This window comes from Erwinia sorbitola (assembly GCF_009738185.1).
Lineage (GTDB): Bacteria > Pseudomonadota > Gammaproteobacteria > Enterobacterales > Enterobacteriaceae > Erwinia > Erwinia sorbitola.
Window position 1 is genome coordinate 2,217,997 of record NZ_CP046509.1, and the last position, 21,895, is coordinate 2,239,891.

Sequence of the window (21,895 nt, forward strand, 5' to 3'; positions counted from 1 at the left end):
TCCGTAGGGGCGAGGCATACCTCGCCCACGGGCCGGACACCTGAAATCACACATTGCGTGGAAATCTCAACGCATCAATCATGTGCGAAAATGCCGCAGTATGCTGCTTACGGCTGGGATAATAGAGATAATAACCGGTAAACGGCTCGCTCCAGTCGAGCAGAACGCGCTCCAGTTCTCCTCTGGCAAGCTGTTCCGTTACCGTATCTTCCGGCACACAGGCGATCCCGAGGCCAGACAGTGCGGCCTCAATGCGCGGCTCCAGATTATTGGCAATCAGCTGGCCCTCAACGCGCACACGCAGTTCGCGCTGACCCTGCTTAAACTCCCAGGCATACAATCCCCCCATGGTGGGCAGGCGCATATTAATACAGTTGTGCTGCTGTAACTCCTGCGGAGTTTGCGGACGGCCGTGGCGGTCAAAATAGTCCGGGGAAGCCACCACCGCCATGCTCCAGTCCGGGCCGATACGCACCGCAATCATATCTTTTGCTACCTGCTCACCTAACCGCACGCCGGCATCGTAGCGGCCGCTGACAATATCGGTCAGCGTATTGTCGACGGTGATTTCTACGTTTACGTCAGGGTATTGTTGCAGAAAAGGTTTCAGAGCGGGCCAGATGGTGGATTTTACCGCGTGTTCTCCCGCCGTCAGACGAATATTACCCGCTGGTTTATCACGCATTTCAGTAATGGCGATCAGCTCGGATTCAATCTCCGTGAGACGCGGGCCGATAGTATTAATTAACCGTTCGCCCGCTTCAGTGGGGGCGACACTGCGCGTGGTGCGCGTCAGCAAACGCAGATCCAGCCGCTCTTCCAGGGCGCGGATCGAGTGACTGAGCGCCGACTGTGATACCCCGAGTTTTGCTGCCGCCCTGGTGAAACTGCGCTCACGCGCTACCACCATCAGGGAAATAAGATCGTTGAAATTATCTTTTAACACATGAAACCTCGTCGTACCTGAGCGGTGATTAGAGGCAGTGTATCGCTTAACTACTCTTATACTTAGGCGAAAAACTCATAGATGTGCTCAGGTGAGAGGGAAGCAGGGGCGGATCACGCCCCCATTCTTAGAGGTTATCGTTCAGGCTATCGTTGATACTGTTCGTCGCTGACATGTTCCAGCCAGTCCACTACTTTACCTTCCAGCGCTTCTGCAATCGCAATATGCGTCATCGCCGAATCAGCTGCGGCACCGTGCCAGTGTTTTACCTCAGGGCGGATCCAGACGATATCGCCGGTAGCAATAGCCTGCGCTTCCTGGCCCCACTCCTGTACCCAGCCCTGGCCTGCGGTAACAATCAGCGTCTGCCCGAGTGGATGAGTGTGCCAGGCAGTACGTGCTCCGGCTGAAAATGAGACGGTGGCACCCCCAACGCGAGCCGGTTCAGTGGTGCTGAAAGGGGCATTGATCTCAACCGTGCCGGTAAAGTAGTCCGCCGGACCCGCTGACGCAGGTTTGCTACCCTGTTTAATAATCTCGATCATCACTATGTCCCTCTGCGTTTTCGCGTAAATGTAGCTTTATCATAGGTGATTACCCGCGGGGGATTGAGTACAGAGGAGATATAGATGCCATGAGCTGAATTCATCAATCAACGATATTTCCCGGCGCTATTGGAATATTTCGGCACTAATCAGCCCTGTGGCAGCCTGTTTTTGAGACTGCAAGGTGTGATCTGAATCACACTTAAGCCAAAAATAGCGCCACTTATCAAGCCGGTGAGCGATTCACACCGATATGTTTTCTTCTTAATCATCAATCCACTAAGCCAGCTATTTCCTAAGTCCTTTACCCGCGTAAGGATTTCGTAAGTAAAAATGTCTAATTGTTCCTATTGTTACTGCAAATGATAACGATAATAATCTCATTCGCATTTAGATAAGCTCCGAAAGGCGCATTTAACCCGCCAGATTGTGGGTTTTTCCTCAGGTAACTCCAGGTAAAAGGATCGTGAGATGAAAATCAGGGCGCTATGTTCGCTGATGCCGCTGTTAATGGCAGGCCCACTGTATGCTGAAGAGGCGACTGAAAGCGGCGATGATATGGTTGTCAGCGCCAGCCGTACCGCCAGCGAGAAAAAAGACTCACCGCAGGTCGTCACCATCATTACCAAACAGCAGATCGAGCAGCAGCGACAGATCACCTCTGATACCTCGCAAATTCTCAGTAACCTGCTGCCTTCATTCTCTCCCAGCCGCCAGAAAATGAGCGGCAGTGGGGAAACGCTGCGCGGACGCACGCCACTGGTGATGATTGATGGTATTCCCCAGTCGAACCCGTTACGTCCCACCGGGCGGGAAATGCACACCATTGATGCCTCAATGATTGAGCGTATTGAGGTGATCCACGGTGCCAATGCCAGCAACGGTATTGGCGCTGCGGGAGGGGTGATTAACCTGATCACCAAACGACCGGAACCTGGCGCTTTTAATCAGCATTTTGGCGTGGAAGCCTCGTCTCCGACCTCGCAGCTCAAAGGCGAGACTATGGGGTATAAGACCACCTATGGTGTTGATGGCCGCGAAGAGTATCTCGACTATCTGTTCTCAGTCAGCTACGAAGATCAGGGACTTTATCTTGACGGTAACCATCGCCCGGTCGGGGTGGATAACACTCAGGGCGATCTGATGAACTCCCGGGCTTATGACCTGCTGGGTAAAGTCGGCTACTGGCTGGACGACGATCAGCGCATTCAGCTGAGTGCCAGTTATTACCAGCTTAAGGGGAAGAATGACTATCTCAGCGTTACCGGCGATCGTGAACGGGGTATCCCAACGACCTCGATTAAAGGGACGCCTGAAGGTGAAGCACCGCATAACAACGTCTGGAACACAGCAGTTACCTACGATAATTACAATCTGGCTGGCATGAAGCTGTCGGCACTGGCCTATTATCAGCACTATGAAGCGCTGTTCGGCTCTGCACTGTCTGGTTCGTTCCAGGATGCGAACATAGCACCGGTCGGCACGCTGTATGACCAGTCACGCGCCGTCACCACAAAATACGGCAGCAAGATGGCGCTCACCAAAGACGATCTCTGGGACGATTACCTGAAAGTCACTCTGGGTTTCGATACTCTGTTCGACCAGTCGAAACAGGATCTGTGGGGTACGAAACGCACCTATGTTCCGGAAATTAAATACACCGATCTTTCACCGTTTTTACAGCTGGAAGTCGCGCCCGTCGAGTCCGTCAAACTCTCAGGCGGCGTGCGCTATGAGTATGCACGTCTGGATATCGACAGCTACCAGACGATTGCCAGCGCCAACAGTGTCACCGTTGAAGGGGGCAAGCCGAGCTTCGATAAAACGTTGTATAACGTTGGCGCCGTGTGGACACCGGTTGAGCCACTCAGCCTTTTTGCCAACTACTCTGAGGGCTTCGCCATGCCGGATGTTGGCCGCGTGCTGCGCGGTATCAACCAGCCTGGGATGAGTGCCGGAACCTTCCTGAATCTGCAACCGATCGTGACGAAAAATACCGAACTGGGCTTTCGCGTCGAACAGCAGCCGTTTGATTTTGAACTGAGCTACTACCAGTCGAGATCGAAACTTGGCAGCCGCGTTGATCGCGTAGGAGATGTGTACGTCACCCGCCGTGAGAAAACAGAAATCGATGGCTTTGAGAGCACGCTGGGCTATGCCGTCAATGACGATCATCGCCTGAAGTTAAGCTACTCACATATGCGCGGCCGCTATGATAGTGATGAAAACGGCAGTCTTGATGCCAAACTCGACGGACTGAACGTCTCCCCTGATCGCATTATCGCCAGCTGGTCGGCAAACTGGACACCGCAATGGAGTTCGTTTATTCAGGCCAACTGGGCGTTAAGCCGTGAGTTCGACGAAGAGGATAAAGACTTTACGGGTTATGCGCTGGTCGATGCAGCAGTCGGTTACAAACTGCCGCGCGGGCGTCTGAATCTGGCGGTATCCAATCTGTTTGATAAACAGTACATCACTTATTATTCACAGAGCGCGCTGGTGGAGCCGGATCGTTATTTCTCCGGTCGCGGTCGTACGGTGACGCTGGGATATAACGTTGATTTCTGATGGCTTAAACGATGGTCGACGCAGAGTGCTGCGGTTTGGGCTGGGGATACTGGCGGCCTGTGTGCTGGCCCCGGCGAGGGCGCATGGCAGTAACTCCCTGCGGGTGGTCACCCTGTTTCAGGGGGCCACCGATGCTGCCGTGGCGCTGGGTGTTACCCCCTGCGGGATAGTCGATTCCTGGAGTGAAAAGCCCACCTATCGCTATCTGCGGAATGCGTTGCAGGGCGTGCCTCACGTGGGCCTGGAAACTCAGCCAAGTCTGGAAGATATCGTGCTGCTGCGCCCTGAGGTGATTATTGCCTCGCGCTTTCGCCATCAGGCGCTGGCGCCTCTGTTGCAACAGATTGCTCCGCTGGTAATGCTGGAAAATGTCTACGAGTTCAAACAGACCGTGGCAGCAGTGGGCGCGGCGGTCAATCGCCAGCAGGGGGCGGCAGAACTGCTGCAACGCTGGCAGCAGCGTATTCGCTCTCTGCGGCACCGGCTGGAGCAGCATTTTGCAGTACGCTGGCCGCTGACGGTATCGGTACTGGATATCCGCGCTGACCATCTGCGCAGCTATCTGCCGCAGAGCTTTCCCGGCATGATCCTCAGCGAACTGGGTTTCGCCTGGAATGAAGCGGCCAGGCAAAGCGCCGGAGTTTCAATCAAACTTAGTGGACGTGAGAGTCTGCCGGTAGTGAATGCCGAACTGTTTTTTGTCATGCTGCATGCGGAAAAAAGCGTGGTACGGGAAAACTATCGTAGCCTGGTGCATCATCCGCTCTGGCGACAGATGCAGGCACCCAGGCAGCATCAGGTATGGCAGGTGGATAGCGTGACCTGGGTACTGTCCGGCGGGATTATCGCGGCCAGCGCCGTGCTGAATGACATTGAACGCCTGCTGCTGTCGGGCGAAAAACCATGAGTAGCCTGATAAAGCTCTGCCTGCTGGTGCTGCTTTTGCTGATGGCTTTTCTGCTTAGTCTGATGACGGGAGCCGGCTGGATTTCACTGCCGCAGGTGATGGCCGCGCTGACTCAATACGATGCGATAAACCTTCAGCATATTCTGGTGAATACCTCCAGGCTGCCGCGCACCCTGATGGCGCTGTCAGTCGGAGCCAGTCTGGCGGTTGCCGGGGCGCTGATGCAGGCGCTGACACGTAATCCGCTGGCCTCACCCGGGCTGTTTGGTATTAACGCCGGGGCGACACTCTTCATTATCCTTTTCAGCTCAATTTTCTCTCTCGCTTCGCTAAACGCGCTGCTGTGGTGCGCCTTTGCCGGAGCAGCGCTGGCGGGAACGCTGGTCTGGGTGATAGGAACGGCGGGGCGCGGCGGCCTTAATCCGCTGCGCATGGTGCTGGCGGGAGCATCCATCACCGCTCTGTTTACTGCTTTCAGTCAGGCGATGCTGGTGATTGATCAGCAGGGACTGGATACGCTGCTGTTCTGGCTGGCCGGGTCGCTCAGTGAGCGTGAGCTCTCAGCGGCATGGCCGATTCTGTTATTGAGTACGCTGGGGCTTGGCGCAGCCATTCTGTGTGCCGGGCAGCTTAACGTGCTCAATGCCGGAGAAGATATAGCCACGGCACTGGGGCAGCGCGGCGGGCGCATTCGTCTGCTGCTGGCCGGACTCATCGTTCTGCTGGCAGGGAGTGCGGTCGCGCTGGCCGGAAGCATTGGCTTTATTGGCCTGGTGGTGCCGCATATGGTGCGTCGGGCGATCTCAGTGGATCATCGCTGGATGCTGCCGGACTGTGCGCTGGCCGGAGCACTGCTGTTACTGCTGGCGGATATTCTGGCGCGTGTGGTGATCCTGCCGCAGGAAGTGCCGGCAGGCGTGATGACCGCGCTGTTCGGAGCCCCTTTCTTTATCTGGCTGGTACGCAGCGGAGGGCGCTATGGATAAAATTATCGTATTACGCTGGGGGCCATTTTCACGCCAGCTTAATCTGACTACGCTACAACGTCTGCTGCTGGCGGCAGGGGCGCTGCTGATAGTAATACTGCTGTCGCTGACGCAGGGAAAAGTGACACTGTCACCCCTTGCCGTGCTACGCCTGCTGGGCAGTGACGACCCCGGCGGACTGGCATTTATCGTGCAGCAGCTGCGTCTGCCGCGCATTGTACTGGCGGGCCTGGTTGGGGCCGCGCTGGCAGTTTCCGGACTGATTTTGCAAAACATTATTCGCAATCCACTGGCCTCTCCCGATCTGCTGGGTATCACCAGCGGTGCCGGAACCGCAGCGGTACTGTACCTGGCGTTTTTCAGCCTGACCCTGGGCGACAGTATGCTGCCGCCGGCGGTGATTGCTGGTGCCGGGCTGGCTACCGGCAGCGTCTGGCTGCTGGCCTGGAAGCAGGGGGCAACGCCGCTGCGGCTGGTGCTGATTGGCGTCGGAGTTTCGGCGCTGCTTGGTGCGGTGACCACGCTGGTTCTGGTATTCAGCCCGCTGACTACCACGCTATCGGCCTATGTCTGGCTGACCGGCAGCGTCTATGGCGCTACCTGGTCACAGGCGCTTGCTCTGGCGCAGTGGCTGCTGGCGATCCTGCCGTTGCTGATCTGGCTGGCCCGTCAGGTGATGGTACAACAGCTGGATGAGAGCCTGGCGGGCGGTATTGGCGTGCGTATTCAGTGGCAGCGTGGCGGGCTGCTGCTGGTCAGCGTCGCCCTTGCCGGCGTGGCCATTGCCTGGGGCGGGGCGATGGCGTTTGTCGGTCTGATTGCGCCCCATATTGGCAAACGGCTGGTTGCCGCCGGGTTTGCCGGGCAGGCGACAATGAGCGCGATAGCCGGAGCAATAGTGCTGATACTTGCCGATCTGATCGGCCGGGTGCTGTTTCTGCCTGCCGATTTGCCAGCCGGGATTTTTGTCGCCGTGCTCGGCACGCCATTCTTCTTATATCTGTTGCTAAAACAACGTCATTAAGGAAGCTGAGTTATGACGGCCATCGCCGCCCGTGATCTGACCCTGAGTTACCAACATCAGACCATTATTGATGGCCTGAATATCAGCCTGCCGCAGGGAAAAATAACGGTGCTGATTGGCAGTAACGGCAGCGGTAAAAGTACCCTGCTGCGATCGTTCGCCCGCCTGCTGAAGCCGCAGCAGGGCGAGGTGATGGTCAATGGTGAAAATATTCAGCAAAAATCCACCGTTTCTGTGGCGCGTGAGCTGGCAATTCTGCCGCAAAATCCGCTGGCTCCGGAAGGGATTAACGTGCGCCAGCTGGTAAGCCTTGGGCGCTATCCGTGGCAAAACTGGTTGCAGCAGTGGTCGGCGCAGGATGAAGTGCAGGTCAATGCTGCGATGGAGCAGACGGGTGTTGCCGCACTGGCAAACCGTCCGGTGGAGGCATTATCCGGCGGTCAGCGCCAGCGGGTATGGATCGCCATGACGCTGGCACAGGACACCGGCATCCTGCTGCTGGATGAGCCGACAACATTTCTTGATTTATCCCACCAGATTGAGGTGCTGGATCTGCTGCGCGACCTCAATCGCCAGCAGAGCAAAACCATCATTATGGTGCTGCACGATCTTAATCTGGCATGCCGCTATGCAGATCACCTGGTGGCAGTGCATCAGCGTGGAGTGGTGGCAGAAGGTGCGCCGGATAAGATCCTGTCTGAGACGCTGGTGAAGACGGTGTTTGACCTCAACTGCCGCATTATTGACGATCCCTGCTACGGTACGCCTTTGGTTATACCACTAAGCAAACAGCACGGTCGTTGAGATGGCGGCTAGCGGCTACAGGCCTGAATACAGCTCTGCAATGCCCCGCTACAGCCACTGTTTTTATCCCGATCGCAGCGGCTGTCCTGCACATAGCAACTTTGCTGACAGCCGGTACTGTCGGCAACGGCAGCCCGGATGGGTATCAGAGCAGTAAGCACTGACAGCATGACAACCGCCATGGTGACGCTCCGCAGCATGTTAGCTCCTCTCCGCTAAGGCCAAACTAAAAGATCATGGTAGCGCGGCATGCAGCCTGTTGCTGACGGTTGGTGATATTTTGTGCAAACAATCACAGAATGTGTTTCTTTATACGAATGCCCGTAAGGCTTAATTTCAATATGCCGATACAAGAGAGGTATAAATCGCATCGCACGGAGGCGGTAACACATAAATAAGTAGGCAATAATGAGCGAAACCTCTTTCTGGAACACTGCAACCAGGCTTAAAAATAGTGGTAGTTCACCGCGGGCAGGCGTTTTTGACGCAACTGTTCCCCCTTCAGGTATGAGCGCACTGGGCCTTGGGCGCAACAGTGCCGGGCTGTTACTTAGTTTTGTTCCACCCAATGCTGATTTCAGCCGCGTCAGTCGCGCGTGGCAAAGTCTGAACAGCGAACGCCGCAGTGTAATTACACTCTCTTCCAACGGCGCGCTCTGTAGCAGCCAGAAACAGAGTACTTACTGCGACGGTGCCGGACAACAGGGGAGCTGGCTATGGCTGCCCGAGAGTCTGATTGCCCGGCATGAAGTGCATGAAGTTGATCTGCATGTGCAGGATACGCAAACAGCGCAGCAGCGCGTGAGCGCCATTCAGCGTGAGCTGGAGCGCGTAACGGTCAAAATGCCGCTGTCGGCGGATCGCACCTTTGCACTGGTTTTTTGCGACGGGCTCTCGGCCTCCGAAGGCTTTCTCATGCAGGCCTGGTATGCCAGCGGGCGTTTACCTTGCCTGGCAATCGGCGGTTCTGCGGGTGGAAAGCTGGACTTCGACGGCACCTGGATTGGTCACGGTGGGCGGGTTTTACAGGGTAAAGCCGTTATTGTGTTTTGCCAGATGGTACCGGGCAAATCCTTCGCCCCCTTCAAGAGCCAAAACTTTGAGCCAACGCAGCAGAGCTGGCTGGTGGCAGAAGCCGATCCGGTGGCACGCACCGTCTCCTCGCTATTTGATAGTAAAGGCCATCAGCACAACGTTATTGATGCTCTCTGTACTCAGCTACAGTGCACCCCAACCGGGCTGACCGCCCGCCTGGAAGGGCTGACATTTGCCGTAAAAGTGGAGGAGGAGTACTTCATCCGTTCCATTGCCAAAATTTTGCCCGATCGCATTCAGTTCTTTTGCGATCTGGAATTTGGCGACCGCCTGCACCTGCTGAAAGAGACCGATTTTGCTGCCACGACGCGCAGCGACTGGGATAAATTCACCGCACATTACGGTCAGCCTGTCGCTATGCTGCTCAACGACTGCGTGCTGCGTCGTGTGGGCAACCAGCCGAAGCTTGCGCAATCGCATTTCTTTGCCGGGATCCCCGCTGCGGGCTTCTCCAGTTTCGGTGAAATTCTGGGCGTACCGATTAACCAGACGCTTTCTGCACTGGTATTTTTCAATCACACCTCCGACGCCATGCGCAGCTTCCCGGTGCAGTATGCTGCTTATGCCAGTCACTATGTTCAGCGTTCACTGCGTCGCTGGGAGGCGCTGAATGCGCTGCAAACGCGCATCGTGAATCAGGTGGTGGAGTATCAGAAAAAGCTTGATCCGCTGATGAAATCGCTGCCGCTGCTGGAGCATGCCACCCGCAGCCAAAGTGACGCGCTGAAAGATGCAGAAGCCAATATTCGCACCATCAGCGATGCGGCGCTGCACAGTCAGCAGAGCCAGCATCAACTGAGCGAAGGTCTTGATCAGCTGGAAACCATCTCTTCCGGGATCACCACCATCAACAGCGGCATCAGCAATATTGCCTTCCAGACCAATATTCTGGCGCTGAATGCGGCAGTGGAAGCCGCCCGTGCCGGTGAAGCCGGGCGCGGATTTGCAGTGGTAGCCAGTGAAGTACGTCGCCTGGCACAGTCCTCGAAAGAGCAGGCCGATGCAACCTCGCGCAGCATCCGCGATGCGGTCAGCACCATTCTGCATATTCGTAAAGTGGCGGTGAACACCGTTGAAAATGCCAAGCAGATGGCGCAGGAGAGTATCGACGCCGCCAATGCCATTGCAGCCATGAGTAGTCAGACTGCTAATGAGCGCCAAAGCATCAGTGATAACCTGGACAGGTTGCACGAAATGACCAGCGGTATTGATGCGATGCAGGAGGCGGTAGCGGAGCTTAAGATCCTGCAAAAACTGGTGGCCAGCAGATAATCAGTGACACTGTCACTTATGCGCCACTCTGAAGCCCCGAAAGGGGCTTTTTTATGCCAGCTATCCCGCAGCGCCAGGCTGACTGTCCTGTGGACGCTGGTGTGTTAACTTTCTGCATCAGAATGAAATAAAAAGTTAACTCATTGACAGCTTATGCCAGTTTCTCATAACGTGAATTCCAGCCCAATCCCATTGAAGAGAATACGGAATATGACCACGCGTTACGCTGACAGAATGGAAGGCGTCAAGCCTTCAGCCATCAGGCAACTGCTTCAGTACGGAGCAGACCCGACGATTATTTCATTTGGCGGCGGTTATCCGGATTCCAGCCTGTTCCCGGCACAGGCATTGCAGGACATTTTTGCCGAGCTGCTGTCAGGCCCGGGAGAAGTTTCGCTGCAATACACCCACTCCACCGGGATGCCTAAACTGCGTCAGCAGATTGCCAGCCGTATGGCGGCCGACGGCATCGCCTGTGGGGAAGAAAATGTACTGATTCTTCAGGGAAGTCAGCAGGGGCTGGATCTTGCCGCGCGCCTGCTGATTAATCCTGGCGATCTGGTGGCAACAGAAGCGCCGACCTTCCTTGGTGCGCTGATCGCCTTCAATACCTGTCAGCCAAATTACCTCGCTATCCCAATGGATGAGCAGGGGCTGATGACCGGGATCCTCGAAGAGCAGCTGAAAGCCGGAAAGCGCATCAAGCTGCTTTATACCGTGCCGGATTTCCATAACCCAACCGGAATAACGCTGTCGCTGGCCCGTCGCCGCCATCTTATCCAGCTGGCAAATCAGTATGATTTTATTATTCTCGAAGACTCGCCGTACCGTGAAGTTCGTTATCAGGGTGAGAAGGTCGCTACCCTTAAAAGTATGGATACGGAAGGACGCGTTATCTACTTCGGTAGTTTCTCTAAAATCCTTGCCCCGGGGCTGCGCCTTGGCTGGTCGGTGGCCTCCGCTGAGATCACCGAAAAACTGGGGCTGCTGAAGCTGGCAGCGGACACTCAGTGCAGCACGCTGAATATGGCGGCGGTGTCGATGTATCTGGAACGGCATAATATTGATGATCATATTCAGACCATCAAGGCGCAGTATCTGCGTAAAAAGGAAACCATGCTATCGGTTGTCAGAAGTGAATTCCCGCAGGGGATTAGCTGGACAGATCCCGACGGCGGTCTGTTTACCTGGATGGAGTTTCCGGAAGGTTTTGATACAGCGAAATTTATGCTCGAGCATGCGGTGCCGGAGGCAAAGGTCGTCTGGGTGCCGGGTGCGACGTTCTTCCCGACGGTACAGCGCGATAACTTTGCCCGCTTCAGCTACTCTACCCACGGCGATGAGAAAATAATTAAAGGCATGACGGCTCTGGCTGATTTGCTTAAAAAACACCTCTGATACCAGCTGCGACAGGCGGAGCTGAACCTTGTTTGGCTCCGTATCTCTCCCTCTCTGCTTGCTGCCCCCGCGAAAAGATCTTATTCGCTTCAGATAAAAGCCAGAATGTACGGTTAAACCTTTGCCGGTCAGCTTAAATATTAAAAGTGTTTATAAATTGGGAGGCTATTGTTTAATCCGGTAGACTCGTGCCCGGACTATACAGGGGATAATAAGCACAATCCGAAAACTGCTGTGCAAAATATCATGCACACTTTCAGGATGTTTTACAGGAAGGGACGATATGTCAGAACAAACAGCAACACAGGTGACGCATCGTCACTGGATCCTCATCGCCTCTATGCTGGCGATGTTTATGGCGGCAATTGAAGTCACCATCGTGGCTACGGCGATGCCAACCATTATTGCTGAACTGGGAGGCTTTTCTCAGTTTGGCTGGGTGTTTTCCATCTATCTGTTAACTCAGGCGGTGAGCGTTCCGATTTATGGTCGCCTGGCAGATCTGTGGGGCAGAAAGCGCATGTTCTTTATCGGTACCGGACTGTTCCTTGTTGGTTCGGTGCTGTGCGGATTCGCGCCAAATATGGGCTGGCTGATCCTGTTCCGTGCTTTCCAGGGGCTGGGTGCCGGGGCCATTATGCCGCTGACCTCCACGATTATCGCCGATGTTTACCCGCCTAAAGAGCGCGCAAGTGTACAGGGCTGGCTGTCGAGCGTGTGGGGCATTGCTGCGATCGTCGGGCCACTAACCGGCGCCTGGCTGGTGCAGCACTTTAACTGGGCGCTGATCTTCTGGGTAAACGTGCCTGTCGGCATCATTTCCATGCTGATGCTGGCCCGTTTTTTCCCGGAATCAAAGCAGCGCAGCCCGCACAAGCTTAACCTGGCAGGCAGTGGCTGGCTGATGCTCACCGTCAGTGCGCTGCTGGTGGCGCTGTTGCAGGCGGAAGCCCTCGGCAGCGTGATGGTGGTGGCGCTGTTGATACTGGCGGCCCTGGCGGGAACCGCGCTATTACGCCATGAACGCAGCGCCAGCGAGCCGCTGTTTCCTCTGGCGATCTGGCGCAGCCGTACGCTGCTGGCAGGCAATGCGGGAAACCTGCTGATTGGTGCGGCGATGATGGGTATCAGTGCTTTTCTTCCCACATGGATTCAGGGCGTTAACGGTGGAACTCCGCTTCAGGCGGGCAGTGCGCTGGCGATGATGTCGATTGGCTGGCCGCTGGCGAGTACCCTCAGCGGGCGGCTGATGCAGCGTACCTCCTACCGGTTCACCGCGCTGCTGGGTTCCATTCTGCTGATACTGGGCACCGGGCTGTTGCTGACGCTGCACCGTGAAAGCCCGGTCTGGCATGCCGGACTGTTTGCTTTTGTTATTGGTACGGGAATGGGGATGTGCAGCACCACCTTCCTGATAGCGGTGCAGAATACGGCGGATTTCGCTATTCGAGGCATCTGTACGGCGTCGATTATGTTCAGCCGTATGCTGGGGTCAGCGCTGGGAACAGCGGTGATGGGAGCGGTGCTGAACTACAATCTGCTGCTGCGTTTGCCGGGCGCTCACGATCCGGTGCAGCAGGTAATGTCACACAGCCAGCGGCAGCAGATTGACAGTGCCACTCTGGATGTGATGCTCAATCAGATAGCGCACTCTCTGCACTGGGTATTTGCCGTATCGGCGGTGATTGCGGTAATCAGTCTGGGTGTTTCACGCTTTATTCCGGCGCAAAAACCGCACTAGCAGCGGGACAGGGCGGCTATCAAAGACCGCCCTGAAAGATGATATTACTGGGTTGGGGTATCCTGGGAGGTACCTGCGCTGGCAGGAACGCTACTGTCGCCGTCATTGCCGTTGCGCTTATAGACAATTTTCTGCGAGTCATTTTCGCAGTGACCAACAACCTGTCCGCCAGCCTGATCTGCCTGATCGCTTGGCACGATATCAAGAGAGAAACCGGATGCAGGAACGCCGTTATTAATAATTTTCTGATTAATATCAGCTTTAACTGTTTCGCACGAGGCCTGAACGGCCAGCGGGGCGGCAACAATCAGTCCGGTTAAAATCCACTTAAACCCTTTCATAAAGACATCCTTTTATTACGTGAGAATGGCGCTAATTATAGCAGTAATCTCTGCTATGGGGTAACCGCACGCCCTGTACGACGGTCAAGGCAGCGCAGCGTGTTAGGCTCCCAGTAGGCGTTAACATTCAGGCTTTTTTCACAGCCTTCGCGGGTATCAAATGCCTGGTCAACACGGTCGAACTCTTTTTCCACGCGGTTGTTAACTTTGCCACGCAGACGGTGGGTCGCATCCCACTGCTCTTTCTGTTCGCGGGCCTGCTCTTTGCTGAGAGAGTTATCGCCATCCTGAATAATCAGATGATCGGTACGTGCCTGCGCCGTGTGCTGCACAGAGAACAGCGCGGCCAGCAGCAGCAGAGGCAGGGTGGTTCTGGCCAGACGATGTTGTAAAATATTCATGATTATCAGGTCCTTTTTAATAGCAGCCGACACCGTGACGGCGACTGAGCAAATCATATGCTGTAGTATATCATCTGCTTTCAGGCCGCTGCCAGTGGGCCGCTGCCGCCGTTGAACATTGAGAGAGAAAAGCGCGCGTGCTGACAACAACGTTACTGTTTTTTGCCACTGCTCTGGCTGAAATTATCGGCTGTTTCCTGCCTTATCTGTGGCTGAAGAAAAATGCTTCCGCATGGCTGCTGCTGCCTGCCGGCGTCAGTTTGATGCTCTTTGTGTGGTTACTGACGCTGCATCCCGCTGCCAGCGGGCGCGTCTACGCAGCCTACGGTGGGGTGTATGTGGTGACGGCTCTGCTATGGTTACGGATTGTTGATGGCGTCAAGCTGAGTAGCTATGACTGGCTGGGGGCGGCGGTGGCTTTCTGTGGCATGCTGATTATTGTCGCAGGATGGGGTCGGGCCTGATGCAGGCCCGAACAGGGTAAAATCAGGCTTTATGCACCCGCAGACCCGCCTGGCTCTGGCCCACTGGCATCATTTCCAGCGCACTGATATTAACGTGCTTAGGCAGAGTGGCCACCCACCACACCGCTTCCGTTACATCCTCCGGAGTAAGCGGTTCAGTGCCGTCATAGACGCTGCCTGCGCGGCTGTCGTCACCTTTAAAACGCACGTTGGAAAACTCAGTGCCGCCGACCAGGCCCGGCTCAATATCAGTTACACGCAGGGCGGTGCCGTGCAGGTCGGTACGCAGGTTAAAGCTGAACTGACGCACAAAAGCTTTGGTTGCACCGTAGACATTGCCGCCCGGATAGGGCCAGCTGCCGGCAATTGAACCGATATTGATGATGTGGCCGACGTTACGTTCCACCATCGCTGGCAGCAGGGCGCGTGTCATATACACCAGGCCTTTATTGTTGGTGTCGATCATATCTTCCCAGTCTTCCAGGCTGGCACGCTGCGCAGGCTCAATACCCAGCGCCAGTCCGGCGTTGTTCACCAGTACATCAATGTCACGCCATTCCGCAGGCAGGCTCGCCACGGCAGACTCAATGCCTGCGCGATCGCGCACATCCAGCACCAGCGTACAGATACTCTCGCCAAATTCCTCTTTTAAGGCTTGCAGACGCTCCTGACGGCGACCGGTAGCAATAACTTTATGGCCCTGAGCAATAAAGCGGCGGGTAATGCTCTGACCAAATCCGGCGGTTGCGCCCGTAACAAATACGATCATCTCACTGTTCCTCAACACATTTTGGATTTTTATCACCTTACCACCTCAGGCCGAAGGTGATAAGAAACGAATTGTGATGATTAATAAGAAAATCTGCACCACCAGCGTGCAGTGGTTCTGTTGCTGCCTGAATAGAGTGCAGGACAAAAAAAGAGAGGCAGAAAGGAGTGCCTGATTAGTGAAAAGCAATCGATTGCCGGGTGAGCAACCGATTGCGTACACGACAATCTGTCCCTGAGCAGGATGATCGGTGTATACTTAATTAACTCATTGTAATTTATGGTTAATTTTTGGTTTCATTATCTGGCATAACTTTTGCAAATCATTTTGTTATCGAAAATTATTTCCTCACCCTTGATTACACTTTGCGGTGCAGGCGACTCAGATTAAGGAATAACTATGTCACCAGGCTACACCCAGGCCATCCGCGCCAGTTTTTTTGATATCACCCGTACAGTCGATCAGCCACAACAGCTCCCTGACGTTGCGCGTTATCTGGAAGATGGTCTGCTGTTACTTAATCAGGGCTGCATCGTCAGCCTGTCAGCCTGGGAAGAGGGGCAGCATCTGCTGCATCCGGATCTGGAGCCGCTCGACTATCGCGGTAAGCTGATTGTCCCGGGCTTTGTTGATACTCATATCCACTATCCGCAAACCGAAATGGTCGGCTCTTATGGCGAGCAGCTGCTGGAGTGGCTGAATCAGTACACTTTCCCGGTGGAAAGTCAGTATCACTGCCCGCAGCATGCAGCGCGTATGTCCGCGTTTTTCCTGCAACAGCTGCTGAGTAATGGCACCACCACCGCGCTGGTATTTGGCACCGTCCATCCACAGTCGGTAGATGCGCTGTTTACTGCCGCCTCCGCGCTGGAGATGCGGCTGATTGCCGGTAAAGTGATGATGGATCGCCATGGCCCTGACGCGCTGATGGAAACCCCGGAAGAGAGCTATCAACAAACCCGTGAGCTGATTGAGCGCTGGCATAATCATGGCCGTCTGAGCTATGCCCTGACACCGCGCTATGCGGCAACGTCCACACCGGAACTGCTGGAAAAAGTGCAGCAGCTACGCCATGAGTTCCCCGATACCTGGTTACACACTCATCTGAGCGAAAACTTGCAGGAGATTGCCTGGATCAAAGAGCTGTTCCCGGAGCATAACGGCTACCTGGATGTTTATCATCAGTACCAGCTGACCGGCCAGCGCAGCCTTTTTGCCCACTGCCTGCATCTGGAAGATCACGAATGGGACTGCCTGCACCATACCGATTCAGCCATTGCTTTTTGCCCGACCTCAAATCTGTTCCTCGGGAGCGGGCTGTTTGATCTGAAAACCTGCTGGCACAAAGGGGTGAAAATGGGTATTGGCACCGATATCGGGGCCGGCACCACCTTTAATATGCTGCAAACTATGGGCGAAGCTTACAAAGTAGGCCAGCTACAGCGCTACAAACTCTCCGCCTGCGAAGCTTTTTACCATGCCACTCTCGGCGGTGCGAAAGCACTGGATCTTGACGACCGCATCGGCAACTTTATGCCGGGTAAGGAGGCAGATTTTGTGGTTATTGATCCCGCCGTATCCCCATTGCAACAGATGCGCCATACCAACAGCCGCGATATCTGGGAGAAACTGTTTGTGCTGATGACGCTGGGTGACGACCGCAATATCGCCGCCACCTGGGTCAACGGGCGCTGCGTCTGGGAGGTCAACGCCCCTGCTGTAAACAGCTGATTCGATGCCGCGGTAAACAGCATTAATGGCAGGAATGATTTTGCGCAACAGCTGCCGGGCGCTTATGCTGAGGTATCAGCCATAGGGAGTGGGAGCAGAGAAAGATGAGGATCGCACCGTTAGTCTGGGCTATTAGTCTGGCAATGACCGTCAGCACGCCGGGCGTGCTGGCGGCAGAGTCGCAAAAGGAGAGTCACCCAATGTTATCGCAGCACAACAACCCCTTCAGTCAGGCCAGCTCATTGCCATTTCAGGCCCCGCCTTTTGATCGCATTACTGATAACGATTATCGCCCGGCGCTGGTGGCAGCAATGGCAGAGAAACGTGATGAAATTGCGCGTATTGCCGATAACAGCGCCGCGCCGACCTTTGAAAACACGTTCCAGGCGCTGGAGCAGAGCGGTCAAAGTCTGCGGCGTGTAAGCAATGTGTTTAGTGCAATGACGTCCGGCAATACCAGCGATGAACTTCAGGCGCTGGATGAAGAGATGTCACCGAAGCTGGCCGCGCTGGATGATGATATCAAGCTGAATAGCAGGCTTTTTGTCCGGCTCGATGCGGTTTATCAACAACGGCAGCAGCTGGGGCTGGATGCGGAATCACTGCGCCTGGTTGAAGTGACCTGGCAGGAATTTGTGCTGGCAGGGGCGCGCCTTAGCGATGCAGAAAAAAACCAGCTGAAAGCACTCAATCAGGAATCCGCCACCCTCAGCACCCGTTTTACCAATCGACTGCTGGCGGCGACTAAAGCCGGGGGCGTGCTGTTTGACGATCCCCAGGCGCTGGCAGGATTAAGCGCCAGTGATATCGCCGCCGCGGCCGAGGCCGCAGAAGCTCGCGGGCTTAAAAATCAGTGGCTGCTGGCGTTACAAAACACCACTCAGCAGCCTGACCTGCAAGCAATGAGCGACCGTGCCGCCCGTGAAAAGCTGTTTACGGCCAGCTGGACGCGTGCGGAAAAAGGCGATGCTAATGACACCCGCGAGCTGATTGTTCGCCTCGCGCAGCTGCGTGCCCGGCAGGCAAAACTGCTGGGCTTTAACAGCTATGCAGCGTGGAAATTGCAGGATCAGATGGCAAAAACTCCGCAGGCAGCTTTTGACTTTATGCGCCAGATTGTACCGGCAGCAACGGCGCGAGCGCAGAGTGAAGCCTCTGATATTCAGGCGGTTATCGATCAGCAAAAGGGCGGTTTTACCCTCGCCCCCTGGGACTGGCAGTATTACGCCGAACAGGTGCGTCGTGCCAAATACGACCTCGATGAAGCACAGATCAAACCCTATTTTGAGCTGAACAATGTGCTGGAAAACGGTGTGTTTTACGCTGCCACACAGCTGTACGGCATCACCTTTAAACCACGCCCGGATCTGCCGGTTTACCATCCCGATGTGAAAGTATATGAAGTGCTGGATAAAGACGGCACTCCGCTGGCGCTGTTCTATGCTGACTGGTTCAAGCGTGATAATAAGGGCGGCGGTGCCTGGATGGGCAACTTTGTTGAGCAGTCGACGCTGCTGGGTACCAAACCGGTGATCTATAACGTGGCGAACTTCAGTAAACCCGTGGCCGGGCAGCCTGCGCTGCTCTCCTGGGATGATGTGATTACCATGTTCCACGAATTTGGCCATGCGCTGCACGGAATGTTCGCCGATCAGCGTTACCCGAGCCTTTCCGGCACGGAAACCCCACGTGATTTTGTTGAATTTCCGTCACAGTTTAATGAGCACTGGGCCAGTAATCCGCAGGTATTCAACCATTTTGCCCGCCATTTCCAGAGTGGCGAACCGATGCCTGCGGCTCTGCGCGAGAAGATGCTGCGCGCCAGCACCTTTAATAAAGGCTATGACATGAGCGAGCTGCTGGCCGCTGCGCTGCTGGATCTGCACTGGCACAGTCTGAGCGACGGGCAACCGCTGCAACAGGCCGATCGCTTTGAGCAGCAGGCGCTGGAGCAGGAGCATATCTATCAGGCCGCCATACCGCCACGCTACCGATCCAGCTACTTCCAGCATATCTGGGGCAACGGTTATGCTGCCGGTTACTACGCCTATTTGTGGACTGAGATGCTGGCCGATGATGGATTTGCCTGGTTTGAGGAGCATGGCGGGCTGACGCGGGAAAATGGCCAGCGCTTCCGTGACAAAGTACTTTCACGCGGCAACAGTGAAGATCTGAAGCAGCTCTACCAGCAGTGGCGTGGACAGGAACCTTCCATTGAACCAATGCTGCATAACCGTGGTTTGAAATAACCTTTTATCAAAGCAGTGCTGAGACTCCTTCACTGGACGGAAGTGACCACTTTTCTCCGTCCATTCTCAGTCCAGTGAAGAGATCTCTGACCTGATTATCTGATACTCTCCGCCAGCCACATTTCGAGCTGCCCCAGCTCATCTGCCTGCTGTGGATACACCTCTTTTAAGCGCGCAACCTGGGCCGACAGCGCCTGGGGCCGATATTCTGTTCCCGGCAATACCTCTGCCAGCTGCTCCAGAGGTGCCGGGTTCAGACTGTCGGTGAAGATCTGGCAGCGGCTGATGACCCCGCGCTCGACGTCCACATGCAGCTCGACGCCGCCCCAGCTAAAACGGTTATCCAGCAGATGCTGAAACTGCGGTGCCTGACCAAAATTCCACTGCCAGCTGCTCTGTTTAGCAAACTGCGCCTCAAAGCCGGGCAGATCAGGTAGCGCCGTCGGGGAGATATGCTCCGGCTGACATTCACTGCCGAAATGGTCAAAGAATGCTGCCGTCACGGCCCGGCAAATGGCCTCAAAGGTGATGTCCGGCACCAGCTCAACAAGATTAGCTACCCGCGAACGCACAGAGGTAATGCCTTTAGCTTGCAGCTTCTTGACGTCCGGGTTGAGATAGTCGGCCAGCCGGGAGAGATCCGCATCCAGCAGGATGGTGCCATGGTGAAAGCCACGGTCACGGGTTTCATGGTAGGCGGAGCCGGATATTTTACGCACCCCGTCAGGGGTATTGACCACCAGATCGTTACGTCCGGAGGTTTCCGCCGCAATGCCCAGAGAGGCCAGCGCACGCAGAATAATCCCGGTAGAGACGCTCTTATCGTACTCCGGCTTACCGGCCATAAAAGTAAAACAGCAGTTACCCAGATCGTGAAACACTGCGCCGCCGCCGCTGCTGCGTCGGGCCAGCCGGATGCCGTCTTCTTCCATCCGTCGCGTATTACACTCTTTCCATGGGTTCTGCGACCGGCCAATCACCACCGTCTCGGCATTACGCCATAAAAACAGCACTCGCTGTGTGGCAGGCATCTGACGAAAAATACACTCCTCCACGGCCAGGTTAAACCAGGGATCGTATGAATCAGATAACAGTAAACGCAGTGTGGACATGATGACTCCATTGAAGTTTCAGCAGCGCTGATGATGATAACACCAACCCGGAAAAGCGTGTGAAATCTGATAGTTTGATTTCGATCGACTGGATTTATTGATGAGGCTATCGTTTTTGCCATTATTTCCATGTTTAAAATGAAATAAAATCCCTTTAGCTGAATAATAAGAAATTAAAGCCATATTTGTCATAAGTATGGCGCTTTACTTATTATTCCTGCTCTGATTATTATCCCTTTAATTAATAAGATACTTTGCAGGGCCGGTATTTAATACACCGGGCCGGCAGGAGCTTCTTTGCCTGTTAATTAAAGGAACATTATGAGCGATATCGCCATTTTCCCCTGGCCGCCGTCCGATCCGGCGGCGATCATTCACAGTGACGAACAGGCAATCCAGGCGGCGAAGGCTGTTGCTGCGCTGGCGCTGGGTGAGGCCGTAGTCCGCGATCGCGAGCGTATCTATCCGCTTGAGGCGCTGGAACTGTTCAGCCGCAGCGGGCTGGGCAGTATCTCCGTTCCTCGCGTTTTTGGCGGTGGCGGGCTTTCATACCGCACGGTGATGGAGGTGTTCCGCATAATCTCGGCGGCGGATCCTTCACTGGGGCAGATCCCGCAAAACCATTTTGCTCTTATCCAGCTGCTGCTGGATGAAGGCAGCCAGGCCCAGCAGCAGGCGATTTTCAGCGCCGTGGTGCAGGGGCAAAGGCTGGGCAACGGCGGCCCGGAAAAAAATACCCGTCACACCCGTGAAGTGACTGCGCGCCTGCGTCAGCATCAGGACGGTCTGCGCCTCAGCGGCAGCAAGTTCTACTCAACTGGCGCACTGTTTGCCGACATCATTGTCACCACCGCGCTGAATGATGAAGGAGAAGCAGTGATGGCATTTATGCCGCGCAAATCAGTCGGGCTGGAAATTGTCGATGACTGGTCAGGAATCGGCCAGCGCACCACCGCCAGCGGCACTATCCATCTGCATGAAGTGCGGGTAGATGCGGCTCTGGTGATCCCGGTGCCCGCCGGTGATAAACCCTCGCTGCGCGGACCGGTTTCACAGCTGATTCAGGCTGCTATCGATGCCGGAATTGCCCGCGGAGCCTTCGATGAGGGCTGCGAGTTTATCCGACGCCACTCGCGCCCCTGGGTGGATGCCGGGGTAGAGCGTAATAGCGACGATCCACATTTACAGGCGGATGTGGGTCGGGTGTATATCGAACTTGTCGCCGCAGAGTCGCTGCTGCGTCGGGCAGCCAGCACGCTGGATGCTATCGATCCGGCACTGCTGGATGCACAGAACGCTGCATATGCCTCAATTGTCGTGGCGGAAGCCAAAGTACTGACGACGGAGATTGCACTGAAGGCCAGTGAAAAGCTGCTGGAGTGGGGCGGCAGCCGCGCCACCCTCGGCGAGCACGGGCTGGATCGCCACTGGCGTAATGCGCGCACTCATACTCTGCACGATCCCATCCGCTGGAAATTCCACGCCATCGGCAATTACTACCTCAACGGCCAGCTTCCGGTGCGCCATGCCTGGATTTAAGGA

General features: G+C 55.3%; 19 protein-coding genes. 12 read left to right on the forward strand and 7 right to left on the reverse strand.

Features of this window, described 5'->3' with window-relative positions; translation table 11 throughout:
• Positions 1 to 46: 46 nt before the first annotated feature.
• A complete protein-coding gene (locus GN242_RS09925; RefSeq protein WP_156287394.1) occupies positions 47 to 946 on the reverse strand; it encodes a LysR family transcriptional regulator in 900 nt (299 codons plus the stop codon).
• Positions 947 to 1,092: 146 nt separating this feature from the next.
• Complete coding sequence (locus GN242_RS09930) at positions 1,093 to 1,488, reverse strand: (R)-mandelonitrile lyase (protein WP_156288243.1); 396 nt, start codon at positions 1,486 to 1,488, stop codon at positions 1,093 to 1,095.
• Positions 1,489 to 1,962: 474 nt separating this feature from the next.
• Here GN242_RS09930 and GN242_RS09935 point away from each other — a divergent pair, with 474 nt between their 5' ends.
• The 5 genes from GN242_RS09935 to GN242_RS09955 are packed head-to-tail and all read left to right on the forward strand — an operon-like array spanning position 1,963 to position 7,780.
• Entirely contained in the window at positions 1,963 to 4,059 is a 2,097-nt protein-coding gene (locus GN242_RS09935; protein WP_195918325.1) for a TonB-dependent receptor, read from the forward strand.
• The gene (locus tag GN242_RS09940) at positions 4,049 to 4,966 is read left to right on the forward strand and encodes an ABC transporter substrate-binding protein (protein WP_156287395.1); all 918 of its coding nucleotides are present in this window, start codon (positions 4,049 to 4,051) and stop codon (positions 4,964 to 4,966) included. The genes GN242_RS09935 and GN242_RS09940 overlap by 11 nt, the downstream gene beginning before the upstream one ends.
• On the forward strand, positions 4,963 to 5,952 hold the full coding sequence (locus GN242_RS09945; RefSeq protein WP_156287396.1) for a FecCD family ABC transporter permease: 990 nt from the start codon (positions 4,963 to 4,965) through the stop codon (positions 5,950 to 5,952). Before GN242_RS09940 ends, GN242_RS09945 begins: the two co-directional genes overlap by 4 nt.
• Complete coding sequence (locus GN242_RS09950) at positions 5,945 to 6,976, forward strand: FecCD family ABC transporter permease (RefSeq protein WP_156287397.1); 1,032 nt, start codon at positions 5,945 to 5,947, stop codon at positions 6,974 to 6,976. The genes GN242_RS09945 and GN242_RS09950 overlap by 8 nt, the downstream gene beginning before the upstream one ends.
• 12 nt (positions 6,977 to 6,988) lie before the next feature.
• On the forward strand, positions 6,989 to 7,780 hold the full coding sequence (locus GN242_RS09955; RefSeq protein WP_156287398.1) for an ABC transporter ATP-binding protein: 792 nt from the start codon (positions 6,989 to 6,991) through the stop codon (positions 7,778 to 7,780).
• Between the two features lie 8 nt (positions 7,781 to 7,788).
• On the opposite strand, the gene GN242_RS09960 is transcribed toward GN242_RS09955, so the two are convergent.
• Positions 7,789 to 7,980 carry a hypothetical protein gene (locus tag GN242_RS09960; RefSeq protein ID WP_154751234.1) on the reverse strand — a complete coding sequence of 64 codons (192 nt, stop codon included), beginning with the start codon at positions 7,978 to 7,980 and terminating at the stop codon, positions 7,789 to 7,791.
• 208 nt (positions 7,981 to 8,188) lie between these two features.
• On the opposite strand from GN242_RS09960, the gene GN242_RS09965 reads away from it, so the two are divergent.
• The 3 genes from GN242_RS09965 to GN242_RS09975 all read left to right on the forward strand — a co-directional run bounded on the left by GN242_RS09965 (position 8,189) and on the right by GN242_RS09975 (position 13,286).
• Positions 8,189 to 10,147, forward strand: a complete 1,959-nt coding sequence (locus tag GN242_RS09965) for a methyl-accepting chemotaxis protein (RefSeq protein WP_197094779.1) — start codon at positions 8,189 to 8,191, stop codon at positions 10,145 to 10,147.
• A gap of 210 nt (positions 10,148 to 10,357) precedes the next feature.
• Complete coding sequence (locus GN242_RS09970; RefSeq protein ID WP_156287399.1) at positions 10,358 to 11,545, forward strand: aminotransferase-like domain-containing protein; 1,188 nt, start codon at positions 10,358 to 10,360, stop codon at positions 11,543 to 11,545.
• A gap of 283 nt (positions 11,546 to 11,828) precedes the next feature.
• The gene (locus tag GN242_RS09975) at positions 11,829 to 13,286 is read left to right on the forward strand and encodes an MDR family MFS transporter (RefSeq protein ID WP_156287400.1); all 1,458 of its coding nucleotides are present in this window, start codon (positions 11,829 to 11,831) and stop codon (positions 13,284 to 13,286) included.
• Positions 13,287 to 13,330: 44 nt separating this feature from the next.
• On the opposite strand, the gene GN242_RS09980 is transcribed toward GN242_RS09975, so the two are convergent.
• Both GN242_RS09980 and GN242_RS09985 read right to left on the reverse strand, forming a co-directional pair.
• Positions 13,331 to 13,627: a DUF1161 domain-containing protein gene (locus GN242_RS09980; RefSeq protein WP_154751231.1), complete on the reverse strand. Its 297-nt coding sequence runs from the start codon at positions 13,625 to 13,627 to the stop codon at positions 13,331 to 13,333.
• A 53-nt stretch (positions 13,628 to 13,680) separates the two neighbouring features.
• A complete protein-coding gene (locus GN242_RS09985) occupies positions 13,681 to 14,028 on the reverse strand; it encodes a DUF1283 family protein (protein WP_154751230.1) in 348 nt (115 codons plus the stop codon).
• Between the two features lie 137 nt (positions 14,029 to 14,165).
• On the opposite strand from GN242_RS09985, the gene GN242_RS09990 reads away from it, so the two are divergent.
• Complete coding sequence (locus GN242_RS09990; RefSeq protein ID WP_156287401.1) at positions 14,166 to 14,492, forward strand: YnfA family protein; 327 nt, start codon at positions 14,166 to 14,168, stop codon at positions 14,490 to 14,492.
• Between the two features lie 22 nt (positions 14,493 to 14,514).
• Here the strand turns inward: GN242_RS09990 and ydfG are convergent, their stop codons facing one another.
• Complete coding sequence (gene ydfG, locus GN242_RS09995) at positions 14,515 to 15,261, reverse strand: bifunctional NADP-dependent 3-hydroxy acid dehydrogenase/3-hydroxypropionate dehydrogenase YdfG (RefSeq protein WP_154751229.1); 747 nt, start codon at positions 15,259 to 15,261, stop codon at positions 14,515 to 14,517.
• A gap of 399 nt (positions 15,262 to 15,660) precedes the next feature.
• Here ydfG and guaD point away from each other — a divergent pair, with 399 nt between their 5' ends.
• Both guaD and dcp read left to right on the forward strand, forming a co-directional pair.
• Positions 15,661 to 16,992 (forward strand): guanine deaminase, encoded by a 1,332-nt coding sequence (gene guaD, locus GN242_RS10000; protein WP_154751228.1) that lies wholly within the window; start codon positions 15,661 to 15,663, stop codon positions 16,990 to 16,992.
• A 104-nt stretch (positions 16,993 to 17,096) separates the two neighbouring features.
• Positions 17,097 to 19,241, forward strand: coding sequence for a peptidyl-dipeptidase Dcp (gene dcp, locus GN242_RS10005; protein WP_154751227.1), 2,145 nt, complete (start codon positions 17,097 to 17,099; stop codon positions 19,239 to 19,241).
• Between the two features lie 95 nt (positions 19,242 to 19,336).
• Here dcp and lplA read toward each other — a convergent pair whose 3' ends face one another.
• Positions 19,337 to 20,353: a lipoate--protein ligase gene (gene lplA, locus GN242_RS10010; protein WP_154751226.1), complete on the reverse strand. Its 1,017-nt coding sequence runs from the start codon at positions 20,351 to 20,353 to the stop codon at positions 19,337 to 19,339.
• Between the two features lie 321 nt (positions 20,354 to 20,674).
• On the opposite strand from lplA, the gene GN242_RS10015 reads away from it, so the two are divergent.
• Positions 20,675 to 21,892, forward strand: coding sequence for an SfnB family sulfur acquisition oxidoreductase (locus tag GN242_RS10015; RefSeq protein ID WP_154751225.1), 1,218 nt, complete (start codon positions 20,675 to 20,677; stop codon positions 21,890 to 21,892).
• Positions 21,893 to 21,895 lie beyond the last annotated feature (3 nt).

What these genes read in the sequence shown, in the direction of transcription:
- GN242_RS09935 (WP_195918325.1), top strand. Translation starts at nt 1,963, where the DNA reads ATGAAAATCAGGGCGCTATGTTCGCTGATGCCGCTGTTAATGGCAGGC.
- GN242_RS09945 (WP_156287396.1), top strand. Translation starts at nt 4,963, where the DNA reads ATGAGTAGCCTGATAAAGCTCTGCCTGCTGGTGCTGCTTTTGCTGATG.
- GN242_RS09950 (WP_156287397.1), top strand. Translation starts at nt 5,945, where the DNA reads ATGGATAAAATTATCGTATTACGCTGGGGGCCATTTTCACGCCAGCTT.
- GN242_RS09955 (WP_156287398.1), top strand. Translation starts at nt 6,989, where the DNA reads ATGACGGCCATCGCCGCCCGTGATCTGACCCTGAGTTACCAACATCAG.
- GN242_RS09960 (WP_154751234.1), bottom strand. Translation starts at nt 7,980, where the DNA reads ATGCTGCGGAGCGTCACCATGGCGGTTGTCATGCTGTCAGTGCTTACT.
- GN242_RS09965 (WP_197094779.1), top strand. Translation starts at nt 8,189, where the DNA reads ATGAGCGAAACCTCTTTCTGGAACACTGCAACCAGGCTTAAAAATAGT.
- GN242_RS09970 (WP_156287399.1), top strand. Translation starts at nt 10,358, where the DNA reads ATGACCACGCGTTACGCTGACAGAATGGAAGGCGTCAAGCCTTCAGCC.
- GN242_RS09975 (WP_156287400.1), top strand. Translation starts at nt 11,829, where the DNA reads ATGTCAGAACAAACAGCAACACAGGTGACGCATCGTCACTGGATCCTC.
- GN242_RS09980 (WP_154751231.1), bottom strand. Translation starts at nt 13,627, where the DNA reads ATGAAAGGGTTTAAGTGGATTTTAACCGGACTGATTGTTGCCGCCCCG.
- GN242_RS09985 (WP_154751230.1), bottom strand. Translation starts at nt 14,028, where the DNA reads ATGAATATTTTACAACATCGTCTGGCCAGAACCACCCTGCCTCTGCTG.
- ydfG (WP_154751229.1), bottom strand. Translation starts at nt 15,261, where the DNA reads ATGATCGTATTTGTTACGGGCGCAACCGCCGGATTTGGTCAGAGCATT.
- guaD (WP_154751228.1), top strand. Translation starts at nt 15,661, where the DNA reads ATGTCACCAGGCTACACCCAGGCCATCCGCGCCAGTTTTTTTGATATC.
- dcp (WP_154751227.1), top strand. Translation starts at nt 17,097, where the DNA reads ATGAGGATCGCACCGTTAGTCTGGGCTATTAGTCTGGCAATGACCGTC.
- lplA (WP_154751226.1), bottom strand. Translation starts at nt 20,353, where the DNA reads ATGTCCACACTGCGTTTACTGTTATCTGATTCATACGATCCCTGGTTT.
- GN242_RS10015 (WP_154751225.1), top strand. Translation starts at nt 20,675, where the DNA reads ATGAGCGATATCGCCATTTTCCCCTGGCCGCCGTCCGATCCGGCGGCG.